The 25,604-nt window shown below is 61.5% G+C and carries 24 protein-coding genes and 1 tRNA gene; 6 read left to right on the top strand and 19 right to left on the bottom strand.

Going from position 1 to position 25,604, the window contains the following annotated elements; genetic code table 11:
- Positions 1–126: 126 nt before the first annotated feature.
- Positions 127–1,155, bottom strand: coding sequence for a hypothetical protein (locus A7D16_RS01290; RefSeq protein WP_153043102.1), 1,029 nt, complete (start codon positions 1,153–1,155; stop codon positions 127–129).
- Positions 1,156–1,553: 398 nt separating this feature from the next.
- Here A7D16_RS01290 and A7D16_RS21010 point away from each other — a divergent pair, with 398 nt between their 5' ends.
- Positions 1,554–1,883, top strand: a complete 330-nt coding sequence (locus A7D16_RS21010) for a helix-turn-helix domain-containing protein (protein WP_082925684.1) — start codon at positions 1,554–1,556, stop codon at positions 1,881–1,883.
- A 154-nt stretch (positions 1,884–2,037) separates the two neighbouring features.
- On the opposite strand, the gene A7D16_RS01285 is transcribed toward A7D16_RS21010, so the two are convergent.
- The 5 genes from A7D16_RS01285 to A7D16_RS01265 form a co-directional block, all read right to left on the bottom strand.
- A complete protein-coding gene (locus tag A7D16_RS01285) occupies positions 2,038–2,493 on the bottom strand; it encodes a JAB domain-containing protein (RefSeq protein ID WP_239686922.1) in 456 nt (151 codons plus the stop codon).
- Positions 2,490–3,446, bottom strand: a complete 957-nt coding sequence (locus A7D16_RS01280; protein WP_064629086.1) for a DUF932 domain-containing protein — start codon at positions 3,444–3,446, stop codon at positions 2,490–2,492. Before A7D16_RS01280 ends, A7D16_RS01285 begins: the two co-directional genes overlap by 4 nt.
- 401 nt (positions 3,447–3,847) lie before the next feature.
- A complete protein-coding gene (locus A7D16_RS01275) occupies positions 3,848–4,498 on the bottom strand; it encodes a hypothetical protein (RefSeq protein WP_064629084.1) in 651 nt (216 codons plus the stop codon).
- Between the two features lie 39 nt (positions 4,499–4,537).
- On the bottom strand, positions 4,538–8,521 hold the full coding sequence (locus tag A7D16_RS01270; RefSeq protein ID WP_064629083.1) for a hypothetical protein: 3,984 nt from the start codon (positions 8,519–8,521) through the stop codon (positions 4,538–4,540).
- A 36-nt stretch (positions 8,522–8,557) separates the two neighbouring features.
- The gene (locus A7D16_RS01265; RefSeq protein WP_064629081.1) at positions 8,558–9,199 is read right to left on the bottom strand and encodes a DUF1629 domain-containing protein; all 642 of its coding nucleotides are present in this window, start codon (positions 9,197–9,199) and stop codon (positions 8,558–8,560) included.
- Positions 9,200–9,825: 626 nt separating this feature from the next.
- Between A7D16_RS01265 and A7D16_RS21005 the strand changes: the two genes are divergently transcribed.
- Positions 9,826–10,101 carry a helix-turn-helix transcriptional regulator gene (locus A7D16_RS21005; protein ID WP_161945001.1) on the top strand — a complete coding sequence of 92 codons (276 nt, stop codon included), beginning with the start codon at positions 9,826–9,828 and terminating at the stop codon, positions 10,099–10,101.
- A gap of 273 nt (positions 10,102–10,374) precedes the next feature.
- Positions 10,375–11,238 (top strand): YagK/YfjJ domain-containing protein, encoded by an 864-nt coding sequence (locus A7D16_RS01260; RefSeq protein WP_064629079.1) that lies wholly within the window; start codon positions 10,375–10,377, stop codon positions 11,236–11,238.
- Between the two features lie 175 nt (positions 11,239–11,413).
- Here A7D16_RS01260 and A7D16_RS01255 read toward each other — a convergent pair whose 3' ends face one another.
- From A7D16_RS01255 to birA, 5 genes are all read right to left on the bottom strand, one after another.
- Positions 11,414–12,190, bottom strand: coding sequence for a hypothetical protein (locus tag A7D16_RS01255; RefSeq protein ID WP_153043101.1), 777 nt, complete (start codon positions 12,188–12,190; stop codon positions 11,414–11,416).
- 87 nt (positions 12,191–12,277) lie between these two features.
- Positions 12,278–12,353, bottom strand: a tRNA-Thr gene (locus A7D16_RS01250).
- A 32-nt stretch (positions 12,354–12,385) separates the two neighbouring features.
- Positions 12,386–13,240 carry an SPOR domain-containing protein gene (locus A7D16_RS01245; RefSeq protein WP_064629075.1) on the bottom strand — a complete coding sequence of 285 codons (855 nt, stop codon included), beginning with the start codon at positions 13,238–13,240 and terminating at the stop codon, positions 12,386–12,388.
- Positions 13,241–13,473: 233 nt separating this feature from the next.
- A complete protein-coding gene (locus A7D16_RS01240) occupies positions 13,474–14,202 on the bottom strand; it encodes a type III pantothenate kinase (RefSeq protein WP_064629073.1) in 729 nt (242 codons plus the stop codon).
- Positions 14,199–15,215 carry a bifunctional biotin--[acetyl-CoA-carboxylase] ligase/biotin operon repressor BirA gene (gene birA, locus A7D16_RS01235; RefSeq protein WP_064629146.1) on the bottom strand — a complete coding sequence of 339 codons (1,017 nt, stop codon included), beginning with the start codon at positions 15,213–15,215 and terminating at the stop codon, positions 14,199–14,201. The genes A7D16_RS01240 and birA overlap by 4 nt, the downstream gene beginning before the upstream one ends.
- A gap of 299 nt (positions 15,216–15,514) precedes the next feature.
- Here birA and A7D16_RS01230 point away from each other — a divergent pair, with 299 nt between their 5' ends.
- Both A7D16_RS01230 and A7D16_RS01225 read left to right on the top strand, forming a co-directional pair.
- Complete coding sequence (locus A7D16_RS01230; RefSeq protein ID WP_064629071.1) at positions 15,515–15,826, top strand: hypothetical protein; 312 nt, start codon at positions 15,515–15,517, stop codon at positions 15,824–15,826.
- Positions 15,827–15,834: 8 nt separating this feature from the next.
- On the top strand, positions 15,835–16,590 hold the full coding sequence (locus A7D16_RS01225; protein WP_064629069.1) for a M90 family metallopeptidase: 756 nt from the start codon (positions 15,835–15,837) through the stop codon (positions 16,588–16,590).
- Positions 16,591–16,733: 143 nt separating this feature from the next.
- Here A7D16_RS01225 and A7D16_RS01220 read toward each other — a convergent pair whose 3' ends face one another.
- From A7D16_RS01220 to dusA, 6 genes are all read right to left on the bottom strand, one after another.
- Complete coding sequence (locus A7D16_RS01220; protein ID WP_064629066.1) at positions 16,734–17,918, bottom strand: DUF1501 domain-containing protein; 1,185 nt, start codon at positions 17,916–17,918, stop codon at positions 16,734–16,736.
- Between the two features lie 139 nt (positions 17,919–18,057).
- Entirely contained in the window at positions 18,058–19,647 is a 1,590-nt protein-coding gene (locus tag A7D16_RS01215) for a DUF1800 domain-containing protein (protein ID WP_064629144.1), read from the bottom strand.
- A gap of 120 nt (positions 19,648–19,767) precedes the next feature.
- Positions 19,768–21,138, bottom strand: a complete 1,371-nt coding sequence (locus A7D16_RS01210) for an ATP-binding protein (protein WP_181920419.1) — start codon at positions 21,136–21,138, stop codon at positions 19,768–19,770.
- A gap of 75 nt (positions 21,139–21,213) precedes the next feature.
- Positions 21,214–21,897 carry a response regulator transcription factor gene (locus tag A7D16_RS01205; protein ID WP_002808458.1) on the bottom strand — a complete coding sequence of 228 codons (684 nt, stop codon included), beginning with the start codon at positions 21,895–21,897 and terminating at the stop codon, positions 21,214–21,216.
- Positions 21,898–21,968: 71 nt separating this feature from the next.
- Complete coding sequence (locus tag A7D16_RS01200) at positions 21,969–22,271, bottom strand: hypothetical protein (protein ID WP_064629062.1); 303 nt, start codon at positions 22,269–22,271, stop codon at positions 21,969–21,971.
- 338 nt (positions 22,272–22,609) lie between these two features.
- The gene (gene dusA, locus A7D16_RS01195; RefSeq protein ID WP_064629142.1) at positions 22,610–23,614 is read right to left on the bottom strand and encodes a tRNA dihydrouridine(20/20a) synthase DusA; all 1,005 of its coding nucleotides are present in this window, start codon (positions 23,612–23,614) and stop codon (positions 22,610–22,612) included.
- 92 nt (positions 23,615–23,706) lie between these two features.
- Between dusA and A7D16_RS01190 the strand changes: the two genes are divergently transcribed.
- Entirely contained in the window at positions 23,707–24,045 is a 339-nt protein-coding gene (locus A7D16_RS01190) for an NIPSNAP family protein (RefSeq protein WP_239686921.1), read from the top strand.
- A gap of 26 nt (positions 24,046–24,071) precedes the next feature.
- Here the strand turns inward: A7D16_RS01190 and A7D16_RS01185 are convergent, their stop codons facing one another.
- Positions 24,072–24,296, bottom strand: a complete 225-nt coding sequence (locus A7D16_RS01185) for a hypothetical protein (RefSeq protein WP_064629058.1) — start codon at positions 24,294–24,296, stop codon at positions 24,072–24,074.
- 730 nt (positions 24,297–25,026) lie between these two features.
- Entirely contained in the window at positions 25,027–25,602 is a 576-nt protein-coding gene (locus A7D16_RS01180) for an ankyrin repeat domain-containing protein (protein ID WP_064629055.1), read from the bottom strand.
- Positions 25,603–25,604: the final 2 nt, after the last annotated feature.

Below are 25,604 nucleotides of genomic sequence, written 5' to 3'. Positions count from 1 at the left end.
CGGGTCACTTACATGTAGCAAGGGCTTGCGGGATTCAGTGAAAGCCCGACTCTTTGTCTATGTGGTCTAACTCTGTGTCGAGTCGGGCTATCTGCTCGCGTTGGACTTAAAGCTTCTTTTCTTCGGTTATCCCCCCCCTGCGTCTTGCAGCTTCAATTTATCGCGCTTGTCTGCCTCCTGCTGAATCAGACCTTGGTTAAGGATGGCCCAAGCAGCAACCTCAGATTTATTCCAGTTATACAGATCGACAGCATTGTCCATATTTCCATTCGAGTCGGCGCAGCGTTTGAAGTCAATACCAAATGCTGCCCGATCAATGTTGTCCCGCGTGTACGCGGCTTGCTCTACAGAAAGCTTCGCTAGCGCTGCTTCGGTGGCGATATTGACCGTGTTATTAACCGCCTCGGCAATCTCACTACTGGGTTCTGACGTCAGGCGAAGCATGTCCGCGCACGAAGATGCATGACCGGCTCCCACTTCTGATTTAAGTCGCTCACTTAGAGCTAAGGACTCTCTAATCATTTCTTTTTCGGCTTGAAGGCGTGCTTGCTCTCGTTGCTCCTGTTCTTTCTTTTGCAGTTCCCAGCTTACCGACTCGATATGCTTCAAAACCCGCGAGCTCGGGTCAGCTGAGCAGCGTTCGGTCAGGGCATCCTGGAAGATTAGGATGCGTGGATCGTTAGGATCGACCGTGGTGTCAAACTTGCCCTCCCGGGCGATGATGATCGCCATGACAGTTTTAATCGCGATCCGCCCCTCATTGAATGCCATGCAAATCCCATAGCGCGCGGAATCCTTGTTCTCCTGAAAGGACTGGTCAAGCGACTCTCGAAATGCACTCGCCATGGACGTGTCGGCATCATTGACGCATTGCTGGTAAATTTTCTGATGGATATCACCCACCAACGCTGAGTCCCTGAGGACAGAGTTTTGGAAGTAGGCCTCAATCTCTGTGTCGTTTCCATATTCCCTGGCGGCTGCATTTAGAGGCATCTTCCAGATGTTGCCGTAGGTGGCAGCGTCGTTCATTACGCGTGCTTCAATAAGAGCTTCGCATGTTAAATTCTCATCTAGTCTAATTTTTGGTGCTCCTCCGCGATCACAACCAAAAAGCACCACGCATGCCGCCAAAACGGCAATAGTTTTAAATCTCATAAATTCCTTACGGTTTGAAAAGCGGGTGAGAGGTCTGACTTCATCAAGTCAAATTTCTGAGAGGAAATTGGCCGAAATGGCCGTTACGTCTGTAATAGCGGGGTTTGTGATGCTTCAGCCGTCTGAATTCCAAGTTTGGTAGCGCCTTCCCGTCCTCGCCAGTGTTGAGACCCTATAGAACTATCTGAAGCACCTGCTACGAAGAGACTGCCACTCGGTGACGCGGTGGCATTGCCGTCAAGTCACAACGCCTGCTCAGCAGGTGCCATTTGACTAGGTCGTCCGGGGTTCCAGAACTGTCAAAGTATTGTATTTCCGAACACATCTAGTCAAGCACTGCCGCACGACAAAGGTGCGGATTCACCATACTTTTGGTGTCCTCTACGGGGGCATCGGCAATGAACAGTTTTGGTGATCGGCTCCGCAAGTACAGAACTGCAGCCGGCCTGACCCAAGAGCAGCTTGGCTTTAGCGTCGGAGTCACTAAGTCTTCCGTGTCAGCTTGGGAAAACAACCGTGAAACTCCGAGTTTCCGCACTCTGGCTGATCTCAGCCAAGCGTTGAATCAGTCCCTAGACTCACTTGTGCTAGACGGGGAAGCGGCTTTGTCGGATATGGGAAAATCAAGCCTGCATGCGGCGACGAAAGAAGAAGAAGCCCTGCTTATTCGTTTTCGCAAGCTTTCCGGCAAGAAGCGAGAAGCTATTCTTGAAATGCTTAAGCCTTAGCTGATAACACTCAAAACAAGATCGGCAGCCACGTCTTGACTTTGAAGACGTCAACTGAAGCTTGACAGCCCGGCAGAAAATAGCTCCACCAGTTATCGCCAGCTCGGGGTCTAAAGCATGCCCCGGTTAGCCATGGACAGCGCCGCTCGATTGGTCAACACGAAATGGTCGAGCAGCCTACATCCACTAATGCCAGGGCTTCCCCAAGCCGCTTTGTCACAGCCTGATCAGCCGCCGATGGCTCTGGATCGCCACTTGGATGGTTGTGGGCTACCAAAACTGCCGACGCATTCAGCGACAGAGCGCGCTGGACCACGACGCGCGGATGCACCATGGACTGATCGACTGAGCCAGAGAACAGCCTCTCTGCCTGGATTAGCCGGTGCCGGACATCCAGGAAGGCAACCTCAAAGTGCTCCCGTGGCTCGTCTGCCAGCCGAAGCCGGAAGAATTTGCCACAGGCGTCAGTGCTGCTCATCAGTTGGTCCCGCTCAGCCGCACGCCGCTCGATGATCTTGAGCGCGCGGGTGATTGTCCGGTTCTCCCGAACCCTTGCTGCAGCGATGGCGCCAATCCCAGACCCTTCCAGGAGTTGCGGTAGCGCCATCATGGGGTCAGCTCCAGAACCTCTTCCCAAGCACGTCGCTTGATTGCTGCCCCCAACCCGAACCAGGCGGCGTCCCGGCGGTTGTCATCACTATGCGCACGCCGATGATGGTCGACGAACTCGGTGAGACTGTTGAGCACACCCCATGCAGTCCCGCGACTGGAGGACAGGGTTGACCCACGCCCACCACCCTCGTATAGCGCGCGCACCCTTGCCACTGCCTGCTCATTGACAACCGCCGAGCCCGGCGTCGAGCCTCCATACACCAACACACGACGCAGCAGTCCCTCTACAGAATCCGGAGGAACGGGCACATCGCACAATACCTTCATCCGATCCACGAAGCCGTCCCACCCGCCAACGACGATGCCGAGTTGCCGCTTGATAGCGTCGGGCTGGAACTGACTGCGATGTGGCACCTTGATGGCCCCAGCACTCTGATCCACAGCGATCTGCAGCGTGTTATTGCATACCACGCGAACAGACGTGAATTGCGCTGTCGTTGCCAGCGTCCCGTCGCACGCTGTTGCTAGCAGCAGGTATCCATCGACTCTATCGCGCTCTTTCAATGCGGTGCTCTGTCCGGTCCTGGCCAAGGCCCAGAACTTCTTTCCGCCACGCAGGACGCCGGCGGTTTCAAGTTCGAACCCGTGAAGTGCTGTCAGATCGCGGTAGAACTCCAGGATCTCGCCAGGCTGTACAACCTGGAAGCGCTTGGACACCACCGCCAGCGGCGCCTGAGTGTCCGATCGATAGAGCACCTTCTGCTCAGGAAAGGTGCCGGTACCATCTGAGCCGCGGCCTTGCGTGGTGTAACGCACCTCCGATTCTTTTATCTCCCATTCCATACCAGCCTGGCGCCTCCAGACTTCGATGGGTTGGTGCTTGCCCAGCTCGTTACCCAGGCCATGCCAAGGTGTCTGGCCCTTGTATGCAATCGATTCAACAAGATGCACGTGTCTCTCCTAAATGCGGCGGCATAAACGCACAAGGCCCGGACGATGCCGGGCCTTGTGCGGTGCCAATGGATGATGGATCAGTCGTTACGGAAAAACTTCGGCTGGACGGGCTCGAAAGAGCAGCGCGCGGCAGCTGCCAAGATGGAAGCCGCCACGATCAAAACGCAATACAGGAACTCAGACTTATCCCTCATCAGATCACCAGATCAATGGACGGATCGGCACGGACCGTCCCCACGCAAGGCCAGACACGTCCTGGCTCTCAGGTAGGTATTAAGGGTTTGAGATGTATTCGCTTCGAGGAATTGCATCGAGCAGCTTGATGTTCTCGGCGAGAGGCAAGCCCGTGCGCCCTCAACTTGACAGGATGAAGCACTTCATTTTGGCATCTTCAAGCTTTACCGCGTTGCCGGGGCAGTTCGTAAGTTGATAGCACGGTATTGCTTCTGGTCACCGTAACGCGTTCCGTTTCTCTCGAAGGTTGCACAGAGCCGCCCTTCCCCACAAGGAGCTAGGTCCGCTCGGGCGACGCGCTCCCAGTAGTCGACAGAGGCCCGCAGCTGCGCCAGTTCGCTCCGCTTCTCGCCGATGATGCTCATCGAGTAGACCACCGCACCCAGGCCAAGGGTGCCCGCTACAAGCATGGTGATTGATGCCATGCCCATGCGGCGCGTGAGTCTGGTCTCCAGCGAATGTTGCGCTTGCGTATAGCGCTGGGTCGCCTTCTGAAGCGTCTTGTCAGCGTTGACCATCTCGTCGCTGAATTTCTTGACTGCCGGCTCCAAGGTTTGCGCCAGCGCCTGGTGGGTCAGCTGAGTCAACCGCGGGAGTGCGTTTTCCAGTACTCGATTGACTTTGACATCGGCGCTGCTAGCGGCGCTTTGGAGCAGCCGGAGTTGCTCGGCGACCACATCGCGCAGCCGTTGCTCTCGCTGTTGCATGGATGCCACCAGCGTTGTCAGCACTTTGACCGTCTCCTGCAATGATGCGTTCGACGCGTTCAACGTCGCCGTCAGTTCCGCCATTGCGGCGGCGTCTTGCCTGTCCATGAGGTCTCCTAACGCGTCTGGTCACAGAAGCGATTTTGACTAACCGCCGCCCCCACCACCACCGCCTCCACCGTCTCCACCTCCACCGCCGTCCCCTTGGGGACCGCTCTGCATCGGCCCCTTGGCGAACTCCGGCAGCGTCAGCACCATCACCGGCCCACGGCTGGTGTTGACCTCCGCTGAGACATCCATCCCTAGTGCCTGGCGTGTGGCGGCGAGCTCCTGGGCCTCCTGCTGAGCCTGCGCCTCCAGGAAATCGTTGCCCTTCTTCAACAGCGCCTGCGTCGCTGCACTATTGGCGACACGATCTAGAGCCTGCTCAATCGCCAGCTCGTTCTTGCTGTCGAGCGCGTAGAGCACCTCGTCCACATCCGGGTCGCCGGTGATGGATTTTCGCTGAGTCTGCGACGAATCGGTTGGCGCATCCCCTACCCCTGGACCGGCGAAGTGCTGAGCCATAGCTGGAAAGTCATCGGTTTGCTCGGCAGCTTCACTGGGAGAGCGGTGGCCTTGTTCGTGCGCATTGAATGCATCCATGCTTCCGCTCTCCCGGTCCCGCGCGCCGTCGCGAACGAAAGGATAAGGTTCTCCGCGCTCGCGATACTCCTTCCATTCCTGGTGGAAGCGTTCGTCTTCCCGATCCGCCAGCTCAATCTCCCGTTGCAGCTGGCGTAGCGAGCGCATGGTTTCTTCGAGGAACAGAGCACCACCCGGGTCTGCGGCGCTACGATCCTGCGCCGGTGTCGATTGGGTGCGTTGGTTTTCTGCGTCAGAAGACCCGACCGGCACGCGAGTGTCGGCACTGCTTGCCAATGACTGCTCACGCGCTTGCGCGAAGTGTTCTGGGGGCAGCACCGGCGCACCATGATCAGCGAGCAAGGCGTTTGAAGGACGGGGCTGTTCGGTCTCGGCTTCTCGCTCAGGCGTGGCAGACGGTGTGGAAGGCGATGCAATCAACGGTTCTGCTGTCTCAGGAACTGTTGTGGCCATGGGCCGAACCGGCTCTGCCTCCTGCTCACGCGCCACGTCTTGCTGGCGGATCGGCGCTTGCTCCATCTCCGCCGGCTGCGTTTGCACATGGCGATACAGCGCCGGGGACACCGCATCGGTCTGCACGCTTTGCACGGGTTGGTCGCCGGATCCACGGCCCCCAGAGGGAGACACTTGGAGGTGCGCAGTATCGCGACTCTCCAACGCCTGCCTTTCCAGTGCGCTTGCTCCTTCTTGTGCTTGCGGCTGCGCGTCGCCTGGATCAGGTGCCCGCGTCCGTGGGTCAAGCGTAGTGTGAGCCGCGCGTTCGCCTACCTGTTGGTTATGCGTCTCTAGCTGCTGGTAGACGTCTGTCTGCTGCAACTCGGGCCGCGGCGTTTGTTGAACCGGCGCCGCATCCGTAGCGTGCAGCTGAGCGTCCGGTTGCTGCGAGGCTTCTTGGCGTTGGTCTTGTTGCTGCGCTTGCCGAGCCTGACCTTCCTGGGCCTCAACCTGCCTGGTTTCTTGAGCCTGCCGGTCTTGTTGCTCCCGCTGCTGATTGTCAGCTTGGCGTTCCTGCGCCTGCCGTTGCTGGGCATCCCTCTCCCCACGCTCCTGCAGCTCGCGTTGCTGGCTGGTCTGCGCTTGGCGCTCCTGCACCTGGCGCTCTTCTAGCTCACGCTGCTGCTCTGCTTGGCGTTGACCTTCCAACACCGCGTGCGCCTGGACTGCCTGCTCGCTCTGCGCCCGATCTTCGCGCCCAGGCTGTGGTTGCTGAAGGTGCTCGCGCACCTGCGCGGCGTGCTGCTCTTGCGCAACACGGTCTTGCTGTTCGCGTTCTTGCCGCGCCTGCGCCGCGACGGAAGCCTGCATGCGTGCCTGCATATCCAGCACTTGCTGCGGATTGGACGATTCGGAGGTCGAGGTGTCCGCCTCTCCGGTCGCTTCGGGCGCACGAGCAAAGGTTGCCGACTCTTGTCGATTACCTCGCGCCTCACCCAACGCCTGCCGGATGTCCTCGCTGCTGGTCACGGCCACCACGCGAGTCACCCCATCGTTGCCGCGCTGGAGGTGCGCAATGGGGCTGTCGTAGCCGTATTGCCCTGACTCATTGCGCTGCAACTGCTGCATGGTCGGCCCGGTGATGCCGTTGGCATCCATGGTCCGCTGCGAAGCCAGCGTCACGGCCTGCTGAGTATCTGGGTTGACGTTCAAATCAACGCCTGCCGCCCGGTAACGGTGCAGCAACTCGTTGTGCTCAATCTGCGCCGCCGTGGGAGCGGGAAGCGCCTGGATCGCTGCCAGGGCTTCTTGTGACCGTTCCAGCGAGGGCTGGCGCATCTGGTTGGTGAGTTCCAGCTCCACCGCCAGGTTGCCACTGGCGACGCCATCCCTGCCGGCCCACTGTCCTAATTCGGTGCGCTGGTAAAGCCGAGCGTCCGAACCGAGCACCGCGCCGGGCTTGGCCTGGGCGGCTTGAACGGCCGCCGGCACTTCCACTCCGTAGGCCTGAGCACGCTGCGCGGCATGGTTTTCCAAGTAGGCGACGGCGATGGCTTCGCGCCCCGTGGCGATGTTGCTTTCGATGCGACCTAGCGCTTCTTGGTTGAGCTGTTGCGTGCGTTCCGGGGAGGCGGTTTGGTGTTCGTAGCTGCCCCGGTCGTTGGCACCTGACACGGAGGTTTTGACTTCGCGTTCCCATGCTTGGCTTTCGGGATTGCGCCGCCAGTTTTGGTTGTCCAACCCCACTTGGTCGCTTGCTTGAGCCGGAAGGTTGAACGGATCCTGGGGCGGCGGCGCTTTGCCCAGCGCCAGTTCCACCGCTTTCGCATTGGCCAGCGCACCCAGCTCCTGCGACTTTTCGTAGCTGGCGACCACGGGCTGCTCGCCTGACGTGCGGCGGCGATCCTGGGCGAGATCGATAGCCGCTTCGCGCTGCCAGTTGCGCCCGTTGAACTGCCACTCCACGCCGGCCTTGTCGGTCTGGTGGTAGATGGCGCGGTTGTCCAGCAGATCGGCGCCTTTGTCGAACGCCTTGCTCATCAACAGCGCATCGCCCACCACTAGGGCAGCAGGCACGAAACCGCTGCCACCAATCGCAGCGGCAGTGGACGCGCCACCGGCCCAGCCGCCCGCATTGCGGGCAATGGCATGCTGAACTTCCGATTGCGCGGCAGTAGCATTGCCCTGTTCCAGTAGCTCCGCCGAACGGCGAGCTGTTAACACCGCATCCGCGCCGGTCGCCAACAAACCTCCCGAGCGCACCAAAGTGCTCGCCGACGCATTGCCAAGCAGCACTTCCATGGACGCGGCACCGCGCTGGCCTCGGGGCACGCGCAGGTTCTGTGCGGCTTCCTCACCGAGAACCTGCTCGACCTTGAGGATGCCCTGCTCAGACAACGCCACGCGCCCGTCTTGATGGGCATTGGAAAGGGCGAGGGATAGCCCGCTGCGTTGAAGTTCAGTGTTCCCGCCTCGAGTTAGCGGGGTGTTGTTGACCTGTATCTGGTTGAGTGCGACGACGATGCGCGACTCGGAGTTCGTGACAGCACCCCAGCCGTGGTCAACGCCACTGAAGCCTTTCAGGTTCTGTAGCTGCTGGGCGTGGGCTTGACTGTAGGACGAAACGTTATGAAAGAAATCTCGAACTTTCTGCGAGGTCTGTGCAGCCGTTTGGCCGATTGGCGTATTGGTATTCAAGTCGCCATTGATCAAACCAACCTTGACCGTATCACGCAGGTGCTCAACTTTTTGGACCACGCGATCAAGCGCGGCGGCATCGCCAGACAAGGCGGACCGGTAGTCGCGGGTCTTCTCAATCTGGTCAAGGTTCCGAAGCATTCCTCTCTGGTATTCAGCAAGAGGGCCGCCGCTGTGCGGCGTGATGCCCATGGCTTGTGCAAGCCTGGGGTCAGCCGGCAGAAAGAGACGGTTTTCGGAGGCATGGATGTCGAACTTTCCAGCTTCTTGCAATGTCGCGAGCAGCTTGCTGTTCTTCAGCGTCTGCTGCTCGATCTCATGATGGTCTTGAAACAGTGTCCGATAGTTAGACATGGCTCGGATTCCATTTTCCTTGTCTCTTTGCGGGATTTAGCTATCCACCACGTCATCAAACCAAAGCCCATCGGAACCGCTTTGGCCACCGATGCCTGCAGCTTCGACAGCATCCTTGAATACCCGGTCGCAGAAGACCATGCCGTGATAAGGCAAGCGGAAGACATGAGCCGAACCGAGAACATCTTTCTTGAAAGCGAGGCGCACATCACCGGTCAGGTCGTAATACTTCCCCTCAACAAACTCATCGCTGATGATGATGTTGAGCTGAGAAGCGTCTTCGTCGAGAGCATCTACTGTTCGCACCACATCGCAGAGGAAGAACGTCGGACCCGCTGAGCCATCCGCAAGTCGATATTCGGCTTCCACAAAAACGAACGCATTGGGGTCCACAGAATCCATCACCCTGCGGAGCCTTTCGGACACCAGCCAATAGCCGCTAAATCCGCCTTCTAAGTCTTGGGGCAAAGCACCCTCTTTGGGGTGGTGTACCAGGCGCGGAATCTCTTGAAGCGGCGGGAAGCCCCCCTCTTCTGGCCGTAAGATGAGCCGAGGCGGAGTGATCAGAGCTTTGCGGTTCTCAAAAACCACACCGTGCCCGGGGCCGCCTCTGCGCGCATCGGGTTCAAGGATGAAGAACTCGCCTGGCTTGGGTCTGTCTTCGGTTGTCTTTACCATACGTTGCTCCTAGCCATCTTGGCGCTGCGTCCTCATCCGGTGATGAGCTTACCTGCTTTGCCGCCGGCTAGGCATGGACTGCGTCCGCGCTTCTATGGCTAGGGCCATCAACGCTTTGCCTGCTGCCATCCCATCCTGCCTCTAGGGCTTCTCTGGAAGTGCAGAGCATCGGCTCGCCCCGTGGGGGCGTGATGGGAGTGCGTTCGTAGTCATGCTATCTAGGCAGGTGAACAGCCCTCTTTCCGTTGCGGGAATGTTGCCCTTGATGGGGGTTCGCCCGGCGCCGGTTGCTTGATAGCTTGAGGTTTGCGGGGGTCGCCTTGTCCCGCTTGCCGCACCGGTGGTCTCAGGCGTCTGAAACGGCTTTGCTAGGGGCATTGATCCTCCGAAGACTGACGCACTTGCGGGCGATAGAGATGGAGATCTACATGGATCGACGTTTAAAGCCGTCGGCATTTGCCGTCGGCTTTTTTGCTGCGCTTCCTGACGGCTCGCTCTCGACTGCGAGGCAAGGTGACCGAGCAACATCGCCCAAATTAAGGGGGATAGAAGCTTTTGCCTAGCGCGCTTCTGCAAGCGGTCGTATGGTCTGCGTCCCGGCCAGACCGACCACATCGTTTAGAAGCTTGAACATCTCCCGACAAATTTGCTCTTACAAGCTTTTATCAGTGGAGGATGTTGCCACAAAGCTAGCTATGGGCAAATCAACAATCTGGGCAAAAATCAAGCTTGGATCCCCTCGCTACGATCAATATTTTCCCAAACCGATTCGTCAGGGACCGGGTCGAGTAGCGTGGATCGAACACGAAGTGGATGCATGGGTCGACCAACGCATTGCGGAGCGAGATTTCGTCAAACCGGACAGCCAGAATTTGTCGCTAAGTGGACCACTCTCGATTTGAGTGCGGCACGGACCTCATGCGCAGTAGAGCAATAACAAATACCCACATATTCCAACCCCCAATCCACTCTTATTATCGGAACTTATGTTTTCTATATTTTCTATATTTCATTTCATTTCATTACGCGTGAATCGATACTCCTTTGTGCAACCCAACAAGGCTGGACGATGAGCTCAAATATAAATTCATCAAGAGACCGAAACGACCGAAGAGCGGCAATGGCATCCTCGGCCAGCAATCATCAGACATAGGCAAGGCAAGAGAGAAAAATATATGAAATTCAAAGACGAGGAGGCTTTTCTACATCATTGGGAGCAGTGGAACAAGTTCGGAGAGGACGAGAGCACAATCCTACTTCCATCGGATCGATACCCCAGGCAGCTCTTGGAGTGCATAAAGGTCGTTCAAAAGGTAGTTACGGGCAAAAATGTTCTATTTACCGAAGGAAGTCGTGGCACATACCTTGTCTCAGAGCCAACCTGCAAAGTTGGTAGCGACCTACGAAATATTTCGAAGATCTGCATACTTTCAATAGCGAACGAGTTCCGAGGCATAGAGCTAAATCCTTACCTGGGGATCCTAATTAAAGTCGTTGAACGGCACAGCTTCAGCGCTCTTGATCTCTATGCATCCGCAGATGAGGCGAACGCTTTTGTGGCGGAGCTTCGCCAACAAGGCCGCGAGAATGGCACCAAAGCTGCGATTCACAAGTCCGAAAGAACGGCTAATGCGAACTCAAGAAGTGCAAGGCAGTACATAGACAAGCTGTTCTCACTGTGCAGCCGACTGCTCGTTTCAAGAATAGATTTGGGAATGTCCATTAAGTTCCGGAAGTCGCTAGAAGCGGACGTTGATCCCCTTCGCATGAAGGACGACTTGCGGCGGCTGCTTAGGCGGATAAGACGAAGATTTCCAGATCTCGTAGGCTATATCTGGAAGCTTGAGAAAGGACCCTTCAAGTCTTATCACATTCATCTGCTGGTTTTGCTGGATGGCAATGAGGTATGCAAGGACATTCGCATTTCCAAGGTGGTTGGAGAAATTTGGAAAGAAATAACAGATGGAGAGGGTGCTTATTGGAACTGCAACGCGGACAAAAAAAATACGCGGAGAGAGGCAAGCTCGGAGTGGGCATGATTGAGCATCATGATTCCGAAATGAGGGAAAATTTACAATATGCTGCGGGGTATCTTGCCAAGGCTGACAGCTTGATCAAGTTGGCCCAGAATCTAGGCAGGGCTTTTGGGAAGTCGGAAATTCCGAAACCCAAAAGGGGCACCAGAGGTCGGCCTAGAAAGCCACGAGGCGCTCATTAGCGCCTCTTTCTACTTGGGCGCCCAGCGAGCAAAATTCGCTCGTATTCGATGCTATGTGCATGATCCGACAACGACCGGCGTTTTAGGAATTCTGGAACATCCTTCGGGATACCAGATTTGAATCGGGCGAGTGTTGCGCTATCTCTGTCTAGCGCCAAATCAGAAAATGATTCAAGCTTCGACTCAAGCGCTCGATAAATGTCGACCTTGGACCTGAAAGAATTAGAAGGCATTTCTTTCAACAACCTCAACGTGTAGTCGCTGATTGCCTCTAGGTGACTTCCTGCTCCATTCTTCTGAGCACCCTCCTGGGCGGTGATCTGGCTGCTAGCTCGGCCGAGCTCATAATTGCAGTCAATCAGTGCAACCCATGCCGAGACCGGGTTCCCTTGACTGATTGCCAAACGAGCATTCAGCAAGCTCTCCAGGCTTGCCAGTGCACACAGCGCCCTCTCTGGAGTGTTCTGCAACAAGGTTTCGAATCTCTCCAACGAGAGCCGGTAGACTTCCCCCCGTTCGCGGTTGGTGCGCGCAGCAACTTCCATCCGCCTCCAGGCGTCGCGCCAGGGCTCGCCGTAAGGCTCAGGGATCCTCGATGAAAAAAGGATCTTCAATCGCGCCTCTGCCTCGCTCAGACAGGTCTCGAGACTTGGAGGGAAAATAGAGCTTTTACTCCTGGGCAGTGCCTGGACTTCTTCAGGGCTCAACGCATTCTGCGCTTCCGCCAGCAACGGATTCCTTTTTGACGGAAGCGATATGGACTTGCGAGCCACAAACAGTCCAGGTGAGTAGAAAAGTGAGTAAGCTAGAGTAAGTGAGATTTTTAATCTCTTGCATATCAAAAACTTACGCCTCAACTATGGTGCCGGCACCCGGATTCGAACTGGGGACCTACCGCTTACAAGGCGGTTGCTCTACCAACTGAGCTATGCCGGCACTGGTGGGCGCATTGCACGCCGGTGCGCATTCTAGCGCAGGGCGGAGCAATCTAGCGATCGTTGACGCGTCGCACCTGCAGCGCTCTGCAATGTGGCGGCCGCCACCGTGCTGCGCACATCGATCCACCAGCGCGATTGACCGTTGCCACTGGGCACCAACTGCGCGGGAAAGCCTGCGCTGACCAGACTGGCCTGGCGCCGCTCGGCGCGCTCGCGGCTTTGGTACTGCCCCAGCGCAACGGTGTTGTCCTCGCCCTGCGCAATCACGTAATAGTCGCCGATGCCGGCAGCCGTAATGCGCTTGACCAGAGCCTGCGCCGCGGCGCGGTCGCCCACATTGGGCAACATCACCCGGAACGTGCTGACCCCGGCGTCGGTATCCGCGCGCACGCTGGCGCGGCTGGCCTGGCCGCCAACGCGCGCCAGTGCGGCATCGGCGTCGCTACGTGCCGCGTACGGCCCGACGCTGACGCAGCGCTCCGGCGGTGTCGGCACGGACACGGGCTTTGCGACGGCGGTGCTTTCGTCAACAGCTTTGGAAGCGCTGTTCGCTGCCGCTGCAGCGTCGACTGGACGCGGGGCCGTCTCGGCCATTGCCGGCGTTGGCACAGGCTCGGGCACAGACGCCGTCGCTGCCATCGGCGCAGGAGCCGGCGTCTTGGATGCAACCACTGCACTGGCATCAGGCGTTGCAGCTGTCGCCACGACGGGACGCGACACCGCGGCTGTCGCCTTGGTCGGCACCATCGGCAGCAGGTCCAGTCGAGCAACCCCGGGCGGTTGCGGCGGCGCGGCCGGCGGCGCCGGTGGTGGTTGCAACGCCCACCACAGCGCCACCCCGGCATTGAGGATGATCAGGACAACGATGAGCGCGCGTACAGACATGCGACGATTTTAGGGCCTGTCATGTGGCTTGGGGGGAGTGCGAAGCGGTCGCGGCTCGACCAGGCGCGCAACACACTCTCGGTGCGCCACCGGCCGGCGGCAACGCGTGTCCCCAGCTGCTCTGCCCGGGAGCTATGTCGCCGGTGTGCCAAGCACCCTGCTGCCGAGAACTCCGGCAGCCACTCGGCTACCGATGCCCCATGCTTCTCACCCAAGCCGCACACGGCAACGCTTTACAGCGAAGACGAATGCAGCGCCCAGGTCGCCAGTCCATCCAGCACCAGGGCCGCGCGGAAGGTGGCACCGGGCAGCAACGGCAGCAACGGCGGCGCGCCGCCGCCATGCACCAGCAGCCGCACCGGCACGCCCAGGCTGCGTTGCGCGTGCTGCAGGCTGCGCTCGATCAGCGCCACCGCCGCGCCATCGCAGCCGGAGGTCAAGGCATCGTCGGTGTCGTTGGCCAGCTCGACATAGTCGCCGCCGCTGGCTGGCAACTGCGCCGCGCGCGCATGCAGCGCTTCGCGCATGGTGGTGGGCGAGGCGGCGATCCGCCCGCCGTGGTGCTGCCCATCGGCACCGAGCACATCGATGGTCAGCGCAGTGCCCACCCCGGCCACCAGCACCGGTGCGTCGCCACGCGCACCCAGCAATGCCAGAAACCGGTCCACACCGAAGCGGCTCGGGTCGGCATAGGCGATGCGGATGCCGGCGCATTCGGCGGCCGTGCGCACGATGCGCACCTGCGCAAAGCGTTCCTGCAGGCATGCGACCATGCGTTGCGTCAATGCCGGTGCAGCCACGCTGGCCACATGCGCGATACGCCCGGACGGCAGCGCCGCCAGCGCGGCCGCATCCATGGCCTCGGCGCCGTGCGCCCATGCCTGCACCTCGCCGGCCCGGTCGCCGTGCAGCGGCGCGTACTTGAACCGCGAATTTCCCAGGTCGAACAACCACTCGCTCATGCAGGTCTCACGCTCACTTCTCCGGAGTGGAACAGGCGCACCGTGTCGCCCAGTTGCACCCGCAATGCACCGTCGGCGGCCAGGCCGAGCGCGACGCCATGATGTCGGGTGCCGGCCTCTTCGACCTGCACTGCCCGCCCGCTCAATAGATCCAGCGCCGCATAGCGCCCCAGGAAGGGCGCCAGGCCCTGTGCCTCGAACAGGTCCAGCGCCGGCAGCAGTCCAGACAGTACCGCTGCCGTGACCTGGTCGCGCGACACCGGCCGGCCGGCCAGGGTATCCAGATCGACCCACGGCTGGTCAATGCCGGCCGCTGCCGCCGCCGGCATGTGCACGTTCAACCCTAGCCCGATCACCGCACGCGCGTTGCCGGCCATCTCGCCGCCGCCTTCGATCAACAGGCCGCCCAGCTTGCGCTCGCGCGCCAGCAGATCGTTGGGCCACTTCAGCCCGACATCGGCGAACCCGCAGCCGCGCAGGGCCTCGGCCACCGCCACGCCCACGGCCAGGCTGAGCCCGGCCAGCTGGCCCAGCCCACCACTGAATCGGCGCGACGCCGACAGATAAATGTGCGCGCCCAGCGGCGAGGTCCATTGACGGCCGCGCCGGCCACGGCCGCCGGTCTGGCGCTCGGCCAGCAGCACCGCCACGCCCTGTTCGGGCGCCGGCTGCGCCAGCAAGGTGGTGTTGGTGGATTCCAGCGTCCAGGCCACGTCCAACGCCGCCAGGCCAGCGACTGCATCGGGCGCCATGCCGGCACGGATGCGCGCCGCATCCAGCAGGTCCAGCGGGGTGGCCAGGCGATACCCGTCGCCGGCGCGTCCTTCGATGTCGACACCGGCCGCGCGCAGGTTCTGGATGCGCTTCCACACCGCTGCGCGGGTCAAACCGGCATCGCGCGCCAGCGCATCGCCGGACAGCCGGCCGCCGGCAAGTCTGGCCAGCAACGCGCGGTCATCCACGGCTGCAACGCACGATAAGAGGTGAGGTGACGATGGCGCGGGCTTTTGCATGCCCAGACACGGCGAGCGCTGCACACCAGGCTGCTCGCCCGGGCAACGCGCAGAATGCGGCATCGGCGTGCCACACGACATCGGCCTTTGGGGTGGCTGGCAGCAGCGAAACTGCATGCGGCTGACCAATGCGCGCGCCAAGCTCACGCCTGGCAACCCGCGTGTCGCAGCGCCGGCCATCGGCGCCTCTCGTCTCAAAGTGCATCACACGCCCGAAGTACCGAATCCATCCGTGAAAGTATGCGCCAAGCCTTTCCGGGCGCCCAGCGCAGCTTGCGTGAGGGAGTGAAAAGCGCGTTATGATCGGCGACTCACGCCGCTTGCCCTGGATGTGGACGATGCGCCGACTCACGGTTTGCCTGCTCCTGTTGTTGGCTCCGCTTGCCGCCCTGGCATCGGACCAACTGGTCGACGGCGATCATGACAGCTGCGTCAGCACCAATTCGGCTGCACGCGGCAGAACACCCCCCCCCGAGGCGGCACCGGTACGCACGGCTCCGCACAAGGCCGCACCGTCCACCGGTGGCGGTGGCAGCGATGGCGATTCGTTGTTCCCGCGCATGCGCACGATGCCGCGTTGGCACAGTTTCCTGCCGGGCATGTTCCGCTGATCCAGTGGTTGACGCGCTGGCTGCGCCGGCCGCCCCCCGAGATTGCTGATGCGTCGTGGCAGCGGCTGTGCCGCAGTTGCGCATGGGTTGCCGCGCTCGATCCGCCCCGCCAGCAACGGCTGCGCGCGTTGACCGCGCAGTTTCTGCAGCAGAAGACCATTTCGCCTGTCGACGGATTGCAGTTGCAACCGCACGACCAGCTCGTGCTGGCGGCCACCTGCTGCCTGCCGCTGCTGGAGATCGGCGCCGCCGGTTGGCGCGGCTGGTCGCAGCTGATCGTGTACCCGGATGCGTTCCGCGTGCAGCGCACGCATCTGGATGCCGCCGGCGTGATGCATGCGTGGGACGACACCCTGATCGGCGAAGCCTGGGAGCAAGGCCCGCTGATCGTCAGCTGGGCAGACGTACAGGCCGACCTGGACGATCCGCAGGCAGGCTTCAACGTGATCGTGCACGAGATGGCGCACAAGCTCGATGCACTGGATGGCGCGCTCGACGGCACACCGCCAATGCCACGCGATGCGCAACGCGCCTGGGCGCGGGATTTCCAGCGTGCCTACGATCTGTTTTGCCAACGCGTCGATGCCGGCGAAGCCACCGAGATCGACGCGTATGCAGCCGAAGCACCGGAAGAATTCTTTGCGGTGGTCAGCGAATATCACTTCTCCGCACCGCAGCTGCTGGCGCGTGCGATGCCGCAGGTGGCTTTGCACCTGGAACGTTTCTACGGGCCCTCGCCGTTCGCAGCGTCAGTGCAGCCTTGAGCGTGGTGCCCGGTTGACCTGCATGGTTGACGCCTTTTTCGACGGCAACATCTGATCGAACGGCGAACCGCAGCCATCGCTTGCAGCACCTGCACCCGATGCCATGCGCATGTTTTACGCATGATCGATCGCCATTTGAACGCTCACACCAACCCGAGATCGCGCGGCGCGGCGCCGGGAAACACCCGCTCCAACTGCGCTGGCGACAGGCCCCACAAGCGACTGAGCAAGCCGCCAAACAAGCTGCGGTAATTGTTGAGGACCGGGTAATCGCGATTCTGCAGCAGCTGCGCCTGTTCGACCGCCACCTGTTCGCCGACGATGCGGCCGCCGCGCACGCCACCGCCCAATACCCAATAGGTCGTGCCGTGCCCGTGATCGGTGCCCTTGCTGCCGTTTTCGCGGAACGTACGGCCGAACTCGGAAATCACCACCACCACGGTGTCGTTCCAGGCCGGACCCAACGCATCGGCGTAAGCGGCCAGCCCTTCGCCGAGATTGCGCAGATTATTGGCCAGGCCCCCTTCCACACTGCCTTGATTGGCATGCGTGTCCCAACCACCGACATCGACGAATCCAAGGCGGTAGCGCTCGCGCATCAGCGTCGCCATGCGCCGGGTTTCATCGGCAAAGGTGCGTGCACTGGCGGCGCCGCGTCCGGCCTGCTCCATCTCTTCGCGCAACTGCGCGGTGACCTGCTGACGCAGGGCAAGACCGTCGCGCGCAGCTGCCGCCAGCGGCGTGCTGTCGTACATCTGCGACAGGATCTGCGCCTGCCGCGCATCCAGCCCACCCTTGCCGATGCCCCGCAACGACACGTTGGGCAAATCGCCACCGCCTTGAAAGGTCAACGGCAACGAATCGGTAAACGCGATCGCCGGCACCCCGCTCAGCACGCCCGACAGGCGCGCCATGAACCCGGAGCGGTAATCGCGACGCCTGCCCGCCTGACCGGATTCGATATCGTCCTGGGTTTCGAAATGGCTACGCGACAGATCGTCGGTGCCGGCGAACGGCACGAACGCCACCTGCTTGCGTTCCCACAACGGCAGCAGCGCATCGCGCATCACCGGGTTGAGACCCCACTGCGCGTTCAGCGCCACAGCGCTGTTTGGATTGGCGGCATCCGGCCGCGCAATCGCCAGGCTCGGCCGCGACTGGTAATAAAAATCGCTGCCGTGCGGCACCAGCAGGTTGTTGCTGTCGTAGCCACCGCGCAAAAACACCACCAGCATGCGCGCACTGTCGCGTGGCGCAGCGAACAGACGCCCGGCCCACGGCATACTCGCAGCTGCTGCAGAGGCGAGCAGAAATTGACGTCGTTGCATGGCGCACTCCCGCGGCGATGACCGCTTGGCATTCGTTGTATCGGTGGGCGTGGATCGGTGGTGTTGAATCAGCTTCTCTGCATTGGCGAGCGTTGAGCCGGCAGCATTGAAACAGTGGTGTTGAGTCAGTAGCGTTGCGTCAGCGATAGTTGAAGTCAGGCGACGACAGTAGAAATCCATTCCATTCCGCAGGCGAGCGCGCCTGGTCCAGCGCCTGCCGCGTTCCGGCAGACAGCGACGGCGCCAGCCAGCGGTACGAAGGGCGCATGTCGATTTGCGTCACCACCGGAATCGGCGTGTCGTTGTCGCCGTCCAGACGAAACAATTGCTTGGGCCCGCTGCCGATCGAACGCGCCACTTCGAAACGTCGCGCCAGTTGCCCGGAACTGGTCCAGGCCTGCGACTGCAGCGACCACCCATCGGGGGTGATGCGCCCGAACAACGGCTCGCCGAGCTGCTGCACCCAACTGGCCATCGGGGCGGCATTGATCACTGGCTGCTCCTCGTAGGCCAACCGCATCGCCGAGACGACATACCGGTTCGGGTCCTTGAACTTGCGCGGTTGCGCCTGTGCAAACTCCGGCGAGGCCAGCATGGTCTGCATCACCTTGGCGATATCGCCATCGCTGCGCTGGAAGGTGGCGGCCATGCGCGCAACCAGCGCAGTGGGCGGAGTGTCGCTGACGAAGTATTCGGCCAGACGTTGCGACACGAAATGCGCGCACGCCGGTTGCCGCACCAACAGCTGTACCGCGCGTTCGATCTCGTCCAGGCCACCACCGGCGATGCGCTGACCAAGCAGCATCTTGTCGCCGGGTTGATGACGCGCCGGATTGAATTCGAACAAACCTTTGCGTACGACCTGCGCCTGCCCGGGTGCGGCAGCTGGCAACGGCGGTGCGCCGTTTGCCTTGATCGGCACCAAACCTGCGCCGGTGAGGATCAGCGCCAACTGCTGCACATCCTGTTGGCTGTAGCCGCCGTGCACACCCAGCGTGTGCAGTTCCATCAACTCGCGCGCGTAGTTCTCGTTGACCTTGCCCTTGGCATTCTTGGCGTTGTCCAGGTATTCCAGCATCGCCGGGCTTTGCAGCGTGGCCATCACCAGCTCGGCGAACTTGCCGGTGGCATTCGGGCGGATCGCGTTCTCCATGTAATCGGCTGCCATCCATTTCACCCGCGCCTTGTCGGCATACACGCTGAAGTGGTTGAGCCAGAACCACACCAGTTGTTCGCGCAGCTGGTCCGGCGCGTACACCGCGCGCAGCAATTGCGCCTGGCGCGCCTGCACCAGCATCTGCCCACCGCGTGCCTGCCAGTTCTTGCGCAAGGCAGCCTTGTCATCGCCATCGGGCATGCGCTGCAGGCGGATCTTGTCGGCCTCGTACTGGGTCAGCAGATCCACCAGCGGGGTGTGCAACGCATCGAAACGCTGCAACTGTGCGCGCACCGGTGCCGGCAACGCAGCGTCATCGCTGGGCTGCAGCAACAACGCACCGAAGCGCTTGGCCCCCAGCCGTGTCAATTGCGTCGCGCTGTTGGCATCCACGCCGTAGGTGGCGCGTTGCAGCCAGCGCGTCTGCGACGGTGTCAGTGGCGCTTCGGCCGCGGTGCAGGCGAGCGCAGACAGGCTGCCGGCCAACAGCGGCAGCACGCGCCATCCACGCAGTTGCCGCGCGCGCGCCACGCGCGTGCTCACGCACACTGCCTGGTCAACCTGCTCGAACATGCAGCCCTCCATCGCAACGGCTTACCAAGCCAGTATGGTCAAGCCAACGCGCGAGGCGTTAAACGGTTGTCGGAACGGTTGCGGACATTGGCCACGGGTTCATCGGGCCAACGCCGACGGTCACAATCCCGGCGGCAGCGTCACATCGAAGCGGGCACCGCCCAGCTCCTGCGAGCGCACCACCTGCAGTTCGCCACGGTAGGCCTTGATCAGATCCTGCACGATCGACATGCCGATGCCATGCCCTTGCACGCGCTCATCGCCACGCACACCGCGCTGCAGAATCTTGGCCACGTCTTCCGGCGCAATGCCGGGGCCGTCGTCTTCCACCGACAGGATCAAGCCGGCACGGCGGCTGCCGGTGGTGGGTCCCGGTTGTGCGGTCAGCAGCACGCGGCTGCGCGCCCATTTGAAGCCGTTTTCCAGCAGGTTGCCGAGCAGTTCCTGCAAATCTCCCGGCTCGCCATGAAAGCGCGCTTCCGGCGAAATATCGAATTCGCACAACACGCCCTTGACCGAATACACCTTCTCCAGCCCGCGCACGATTTCTTCGGCGGTCGGCTCGATCGGCAACGGCGCGGCGAACAGCTTGTGCCCGCTGGAGGCTGCACGGGCCAATTGGTAGGACACCAAGTCGTTCATGCGGCGTAGCTGCACATCCATTTCTTCGTGCAGGTCGCGCTCGGACTGCCCACTGTCCAGTTGCGTCCGCAGGACGGCGATCGGCGTCTTGAGGCTATGCGCCAGATCGGCCAGCGTATTGCGCTGCCGCTCCAGGTTGTCGCGCTCGCTTTCGATGAAGGCGTTGATGCTGTCGGTCAACGGTTCCAGTTCGCGCGGATGCTGTTCGCTCATGCGCTGGATTTCGCCGCGCTGCACCTTGGTCAGCTCGTTGATCACCCGCCGCAGCGGGCGCAGGCTCCATTGCAGAATGAAGGCTTGCAGCACCAGCAACACCACACCGGCGCTGCCGAGGTAGAACCACACCGCACCACGGAACACGCGCAGCTGCGCGCCCATCGAGCGGGCGTCTTCCATTACGTAGATCGTGTACGGAATCTCGCCGCCGTGTTCGCGTTCGACATAACTCACGCCCAGGCCGTAGCGATACAACTGGCCCAGGCTGCCGTCGATCTGGGTCATCTCCAGCGGGCCGATGAATTCTTCCTGGCGCGGCTCCAGCATGCGGCCATGTGGAATGTTCGGGCCTTCGGCCGACATCGAGGTCCAGCTCTCGTCCGGCCGCACCACTTCCACGTACAACCCGCCACCGGGTACATCGAAGCGCGGGTCGGGCGGTTGTCCACCGATGTACAGCGAGCCGTCGCGGACGAAGTCGATATTGGCGGCGTACGCAGAGGCGTAGTTCTTCAGCCGCTCGCGCAGATTCTTTTCGGCAGTGTCGGCAAATGCCACATCCAGCGCGTAGCCCGCCAGCGCCAGGAAGGCCACCAGACTGAGACTGGCGGCCAGCAGCTGGCGGGCCTGCAACGAGCGCGGCCGCCAGCGTCTATACCACTTGGAGCGCACCGACACCGAGGTCTTCCTGTTTGCCGACGCGCGAACTCAGCCTTCGGTACGCGGAATGGCGAAACGGTAGCCACGACCGCGCACGGTCTCGATCGGCTTCAACTCACCATCGGGGTCGAGCTTCTTGCGCAGGCGACCGATGAACACTTCCAGCACGTTCGAATCGCGGTCGAAGTCCTGCTGATAGATATGCTCGGTAAGGTCGGCCTTGGAGACCAGTTCGCCGGCATGCATCATCAGGTACTCAAGCACCTTGTACTCATAGCTGGTCAGATCGACGTTGGCGCCATTGACGCTGACGGTCTGCGCAGCCAGATCCAGCGCCACCGGGCCGCATTCCAGCGTGGGCTTGCTCCAGCCGGCCGCACGTCGTAGCAGCGCATTGACGCGCGCCAGCAACTCTTCGACATGGAACGGCTTGACCAGGTAATCGTCGGCGCCCTGCTTGAGGCCTTCGACCTTGTCCTGCCAGCTCGAACGCGCTGTCAGGATCAGCACCGGAAACTTCTTGCCTTCGTCGCGCAGGGCCTTGATCAGCTCCATGCCCGACATCTTGGGCAAGCCAAGATCGATGATGCCGACATCGAACGGCACCTCACGGCCCATGTAGAGGCCTTCTTCGCCATCCTGTGCAGCGTCGACCGCAAAACCTTCGCGCTTCAGACGCGCCGCAAGGGTTTCGCGCAGCGGAGCTTCGTCTTCGACCAAAAGGATACGCATGCACTCTCCCTACTTACGTTGTCGGCCATCGGCCGGGGAATTAATGAGACTGAACGCAGAACTATCTACGTTCAGTGGTTATCGTCGCGTGGTGGCACATCGGCCGGTGCCGGGTTGCGCGGCGGCATGGCCTGCGCCTGCTCCGGCTCATACACGGTGTGCACGCGCCCGTCTTTCATGTACTTGACGCGATTGAGATTGCCGCCATCAAACGGCACGCGCTCGGCACCAAGGATTTCTCCGCCGGTTGTCCGCTGTACGTGCCGGATGGTGTCAGACAGTGTGCGCCCCTTGCTACGCGCCGAGGCGGGTAGCCCCTCGCGCCCGCTCTCCACCATCGGATAACCCTGCCCCCACGCCGACGGCGCGGCCATGGCGACCCAGAGGGCAACCAGAGCGACTTGGCGAGCGCGGCAGAGCAGTTGGGTCACAAACGGATCCTAGCGGGTTGTTCAGGAACATTCAAAATTCGTGAAAGCGGCCACGCGTCACAATGTGGCCGGACCCCGAAATCGAGCCAAATTCTTGATTTTTCGGGGTGAATCCGATCTGAACTTTTTAGCTTCGTGTTAACGGCATTCAGTGAAATGAATATCGATCGGGTCCAAAAACACCGCGGGGCGGGCCCTGCTGCAAACGCGCATGCCCCGAACGACCTCGAAACGTCCAATGTCCCGGCAGCCCGTTCAGGAATGCAAGCGGTGGGCCAACCCTATGCGACCACCCGCCAGGAACGCGAATCGGTGCGCTGCAGGGCCTGCTCGACCAGCTCCCAACCGGCGCCCGGACGATGCGCGCCTTCGCTCAGAACCTGTCGGAACGCTCGCCCGCCGGGCTGACCATGGAACAGTCCCAGGACGTGCCGGGTCATGTGCTTCAAGGCCAGGCCCTGCTCCAGCTGGGATTCCACATAGGGCTGCAATGCGCGCAGCAAGGCGTCGCGCGGTTGCTCGGGCTGCTGGGTCAAGGCTGCGTCCAGGCGATGCAGGACATACGGGTCATGGTAAGCGGCACGGCCGAGCATCACGCCGTCGGTGTGCTGCAGGTGCGCCAGTGCGGTGTCCACGGCGGCGATGCCGCCGTTGAGTACCACCGCCAGGCCGGGCCGCTCCTGCTTTAGCCGGTAAGCCCAGTCGTACCGCAGCGGCGGCACTTCGCGGTTTTCCTTCGGCGACAGGCCCTTGAGCCAGGCGTTGCGGGCGTGCACCACCACCATGGCCGCGCCGGCGGCGACCACCTGGTCGACAAAGCTGGCGAACACAGCGTAGTCGTCATCGTCGTCCACGCCGAGGCGACATTTGACCGTGATCGGCAAGCGGGTGGCCGCGCACATGGCGGCAACGCAGTCGGCCACCAAAGCCGGCTCGCGCATGAGGCAGGCACCGAAGCGGCCGGCCTGCACCCGATCGGACGGGCAGCCGCAATTGAGGTTGATCTCGTCGTAGCCCCAGTCCCGGGCGATGGCGGCAGCCTGCGCGAGCAAGGCCGGCTCGCTGCCGCCAAGCTGCAGCGCCAGCGGATGTTCGACCGCAGCGAAGCCGATCAGCCGCGCGCGGTCGCCATGGATCACCGCGTTGGCATGCACCATTTCGGTATACAGGCGTGCGGACGGCGCCAACAGGCGATGAAAGACCCGGCAATGGCGGTCGGTCCAGTCCATCATCGGGGCGACGGACAGGCGCAGGGAGGCGGCGTAGCGATCGGCGGAAGCGGTCATCGACGGTTGGCCGCACTGGGCAGCCATTGGAATGCGAAGCAGGATCAACAGCTTACACGGGCGTCGATGAATCTGCGGCGGTGCGTCATGGCATGCTGAAGCCCCTGCCTTTTGGACCCGGCTGCATGATCACCTGTTCGCTGCGCTACGTCATCGACCCCTATCAACTGGCCGAATTCGAGCATTACGCGCGGTTGTGGATCCCGCTGGTGGCGCGCTTCGGCGGCCAGCATCACGGTTACTTTCTACCGTCGGAAGGGGCGAACAACATTGCGCTGGCGCTGTTTTCGTTTCCCTCGCTCGCCGAGTACGAGCGGTATCGGGAGGCATCGCTGCAGGATGCGCAGTGTCTGGCGGCGTTCGCCTATGCGGAGCAAACGCGTTGCATCGTCAGTTACGAGCGGAGCTTTCTGCGTCCAGTGCGGCAGTAACCACTGCGCCCGGACGCCAGCCAGTCTTACGGGTTGCGGAAACCTACACGCTCTTCGGCGCTCAGCGGCTTGCCGAGGGCGTGGTACGAGGCGACCAGCGTGATCAGGGCGGTGCCCATGACCGTGTAGAAGCTCCACGACTTGGCCAACACGTGCACCTGGCCGAACACCAGCGCGACGACAGCGGTGGCGGTGCACAGCACCATGGCCAGCAGAGACATCAAGAAAGGGATGGAAGGATCGAGCTTCATGGTCGGGGGGTTCCAAGGTGCGATGCGATAGCTGCAGCATCGGCGTTCCCGGCGCTTTCTTGAACTGTTTCCTGCGCTTTTCTGCAGACAATTTTTAGCAAGTCAGCGAGCACTCAGTTTTCTGTCAAAGCCTTGGCGCACAAAGGTTTGCACGTCAGAAAATTCCTGACGCACTGGCGAAAAAATCACCACCTGTGCCAGAGTTCCAACGCGGCTGTGGCGGAAATCCGGCGGGGCTGCGCAGGGAGGTTCGGCGTTGCCAACAGCGGTTCCGGGAGTGCTGCGTTGCAGACACCCATCCCGGTCGATACGGGCGGTGGCGTTGCAGGACGACCCGAGGTGATGGGTGCAGAGGAGCGACCGAACGGGAACTCGGAAGGGGCGTGTACCACCACGCGTGGCGTCCTTCGCCTAGAGCTTAGGCATGTCACGAGAAGCGTTTTAGCGGCCGCCTGCCTGACGCAGGGCGAGCATCGGGCAGGAATGCGTTACGTGCCCACACGGGCACTGCACAGCGGTCAGAAACCAGGCATGGTCTCTTTCGCCCGGAACTGAGGAAGGTCGCAAGAAGAGCGCTTGAGCGACTGTCTGACGCCCGGCGACCTTCGTCCAGAAATGCGCCCCCCCTTGCTTACGCGGGTACTCCGAAGCGAAACGAAGTGGGTCGCCTTGCGTCCGATTGGGGGCAGACCAGGAACGCGCGCACCTGACCGACAAACAAAACGGCGTATCAGCGCGCCGGAGCGGTGGCGAACTCGCCGCGTTGTAGCTTGGTCACGTCGTTGCCCTGCCCGTCCTTGAGGCTGAGGTCCGCGCCCTTGGCAGCCAGGTCCTTGAGCACGTCGGTGCGCTGGAACAGTGCTGCGTACATCGCAGCGGTCTGGCCGGCGTTGTTGCGCTGGTCGGGCGCGCAATCGGCCTGCATCAGGCGCTTGGCGATGCCCAGCTCGCCCTTGAAGATGGCGCCCATCAGCGCGGTGTTGCCACGCTTGTCCTGCGCGCAGGGGTCGGCGCCGGCGCCGAGCAATTGTTCCACTGCCGGGCGTTGGCCGTGGTACGCGGCCAGGATCAGCGCGGTGTAACCCTTCTCGTCGCGGGTGTTGAGGTCGTAATGCGAGCGGATGAACTCGGCCAGCATGTCCTGGCGGCCTTCGCGCGCGGCATCGAAGAAGTACTCGCGCAACTGCTGCTTGACCTGTTCGGGATTGGCGGCCACCGAGGTGGACGCGGCGGCAGGGGCTGACGGCGAGGCAGCGAGGGTCGGCGCACACACCGCGCTCAGCAAAACCAACATCAGAGTGCGCATAT

The organism is Xanthomonas nasturtii (assembly GCF_001660815.1).
Lineage (GTDB): Bacteria > Pseudomonadota > Gammaproteobacteria > Xanthomonadales > Xanthomonadaceae > Xanthomonas > Xanthomonas nasturtii.
This window is presented reverse-complemented; position numbering and strand designations above follow the sequence as displayed.

Coding starts and splice junctions, on each gene's coding strand:
- A7D16_RS01190 (WP_239686921.1), top strand. CDS start 23,707: ATGCTGAAGCCCCTGCCTTTTGGACCCGGCTGCATGATCACCTGTTCG.
- A7D16_RS01245 (WP_064629075.1), bottom strand. CDS start 13,240: ATGTCTGTACGCGCGCTCATCGTTGTCCTGATCATCCTCAATGCCGGG.
- A7D16_RS01215 (WP_064629144.1), bottom strand. CDS start 19,647: ATGTTCGAGCAGGTTGACCAGGCAGTGTGCGTGAGCACGCGCGTGGCG.
- A7D16_RS01290 (WP_153043102.1), bottom strand. CDS start 1,155: ATGAGATTTAAAACTATTGCCGTTTTGGCGGCATGCGTGGTGCTTTTT.
- A7D16_RS01220 (WP_064629066.1), bottom strand. CDS start 17,918: ATGCAACGACGTCAATTTCTGCTCGCCTCTGCAGCAGCTGCGAGTATG.
- A7D16_RS01180 (WP_064629055.1), bottom strand. CDS start 25,602: ATGCGCACTCTGATGTTGGTTTTGCTGAGCGCGGTGTGTGCGCCGACC.
- A7D16_RS01185 (WP_064629058.1), bottom strand. CDS start 24,296: ATGAAGCTCGATCCTTCCATCCCTTTCTTGATGTCTCTGCTGGCCATG.
- A7D16_RS01205 (WP_002808458.1), bottom strand. CDS start 21,897: ATGCGTATCCTTTTGGTCGAAGACGAAGCTCCGCTGCGCGAAACCCTT.
- A7D16_RS01200 (WP_064629062.1), bottom strand. CDS start 22,271: ATGGCCGCGCCGTCGGCGTGGGGGCAGGGTTATCCGATGGTGGAGAGC.
- A7D16_RS21010 (WP_082925684.1), top strand. CDS start 1,554: ATGAACAGTTTTGGTGATCGGCTCCGCAAGTACAGAACTGCAGCCGGC.
- dusA (WP_064629142.1), bottom strand. CDS start 23,614: ATGACCGCTTCCGCCGATCGCTACGCCGCCTCCCTGCGCCTGTCCGTC.
- A7D16_RS01275 (WP_064629084.1), bottom strand. CDS start 4,498: ATGGACAGGCAAGACGCCGCCGCAATGGCGGAACTGACGGCGACGTTG.
- A7D16_RS01265 (WP_064629081.1), bottom strand. CDS start 9,199: ATGGTAAAGACAACCGAAGACAGACCCAAGCCAGGCGAGTTCTTCATC.
- birA (WP_064629146.1), bottom strand. CDS start 15,215: ATGCAAAAGCCCGCGCCATCGTCACCTCACCTCTTATCGTGCGTTGCA.
- A7D16_RS01230 (WP_064629071.1), top strand. CDS start 15,515: ATGATCGGCGACTCACGCCGCTTGCCCTGGATGTGGACGATGCGCCGA.
- A7D16_RS01270 (WP_064629083.1), bottom strand. CDS start 8,521: ATGTCTAACTATCGGACACTGTTTCAAGACCATCATGAGATCGAGCAG.
- A7D16_RS01260 (WP_064629079.1), top strand. CDS start 10,375: ATGAAATTCAAAGACGAGGAGGCTTTTCTACATCATTGGGAGCAGTGG.
- A7D16_RS01285 (WP_239686922.1), bottom strand. CDS start 2,493: ATGATGGCGCTACCGCAACTCCTGGAAGGGTCTGGGATTGGCGCCATC.
- A7D16_RS01240 (WP_064629073.1), bottom strand. CDS start 14,202: ATGAGCGAGTGGTTGTTCGACCTGGGAAATTCGCGGTTCAAGTACGCG.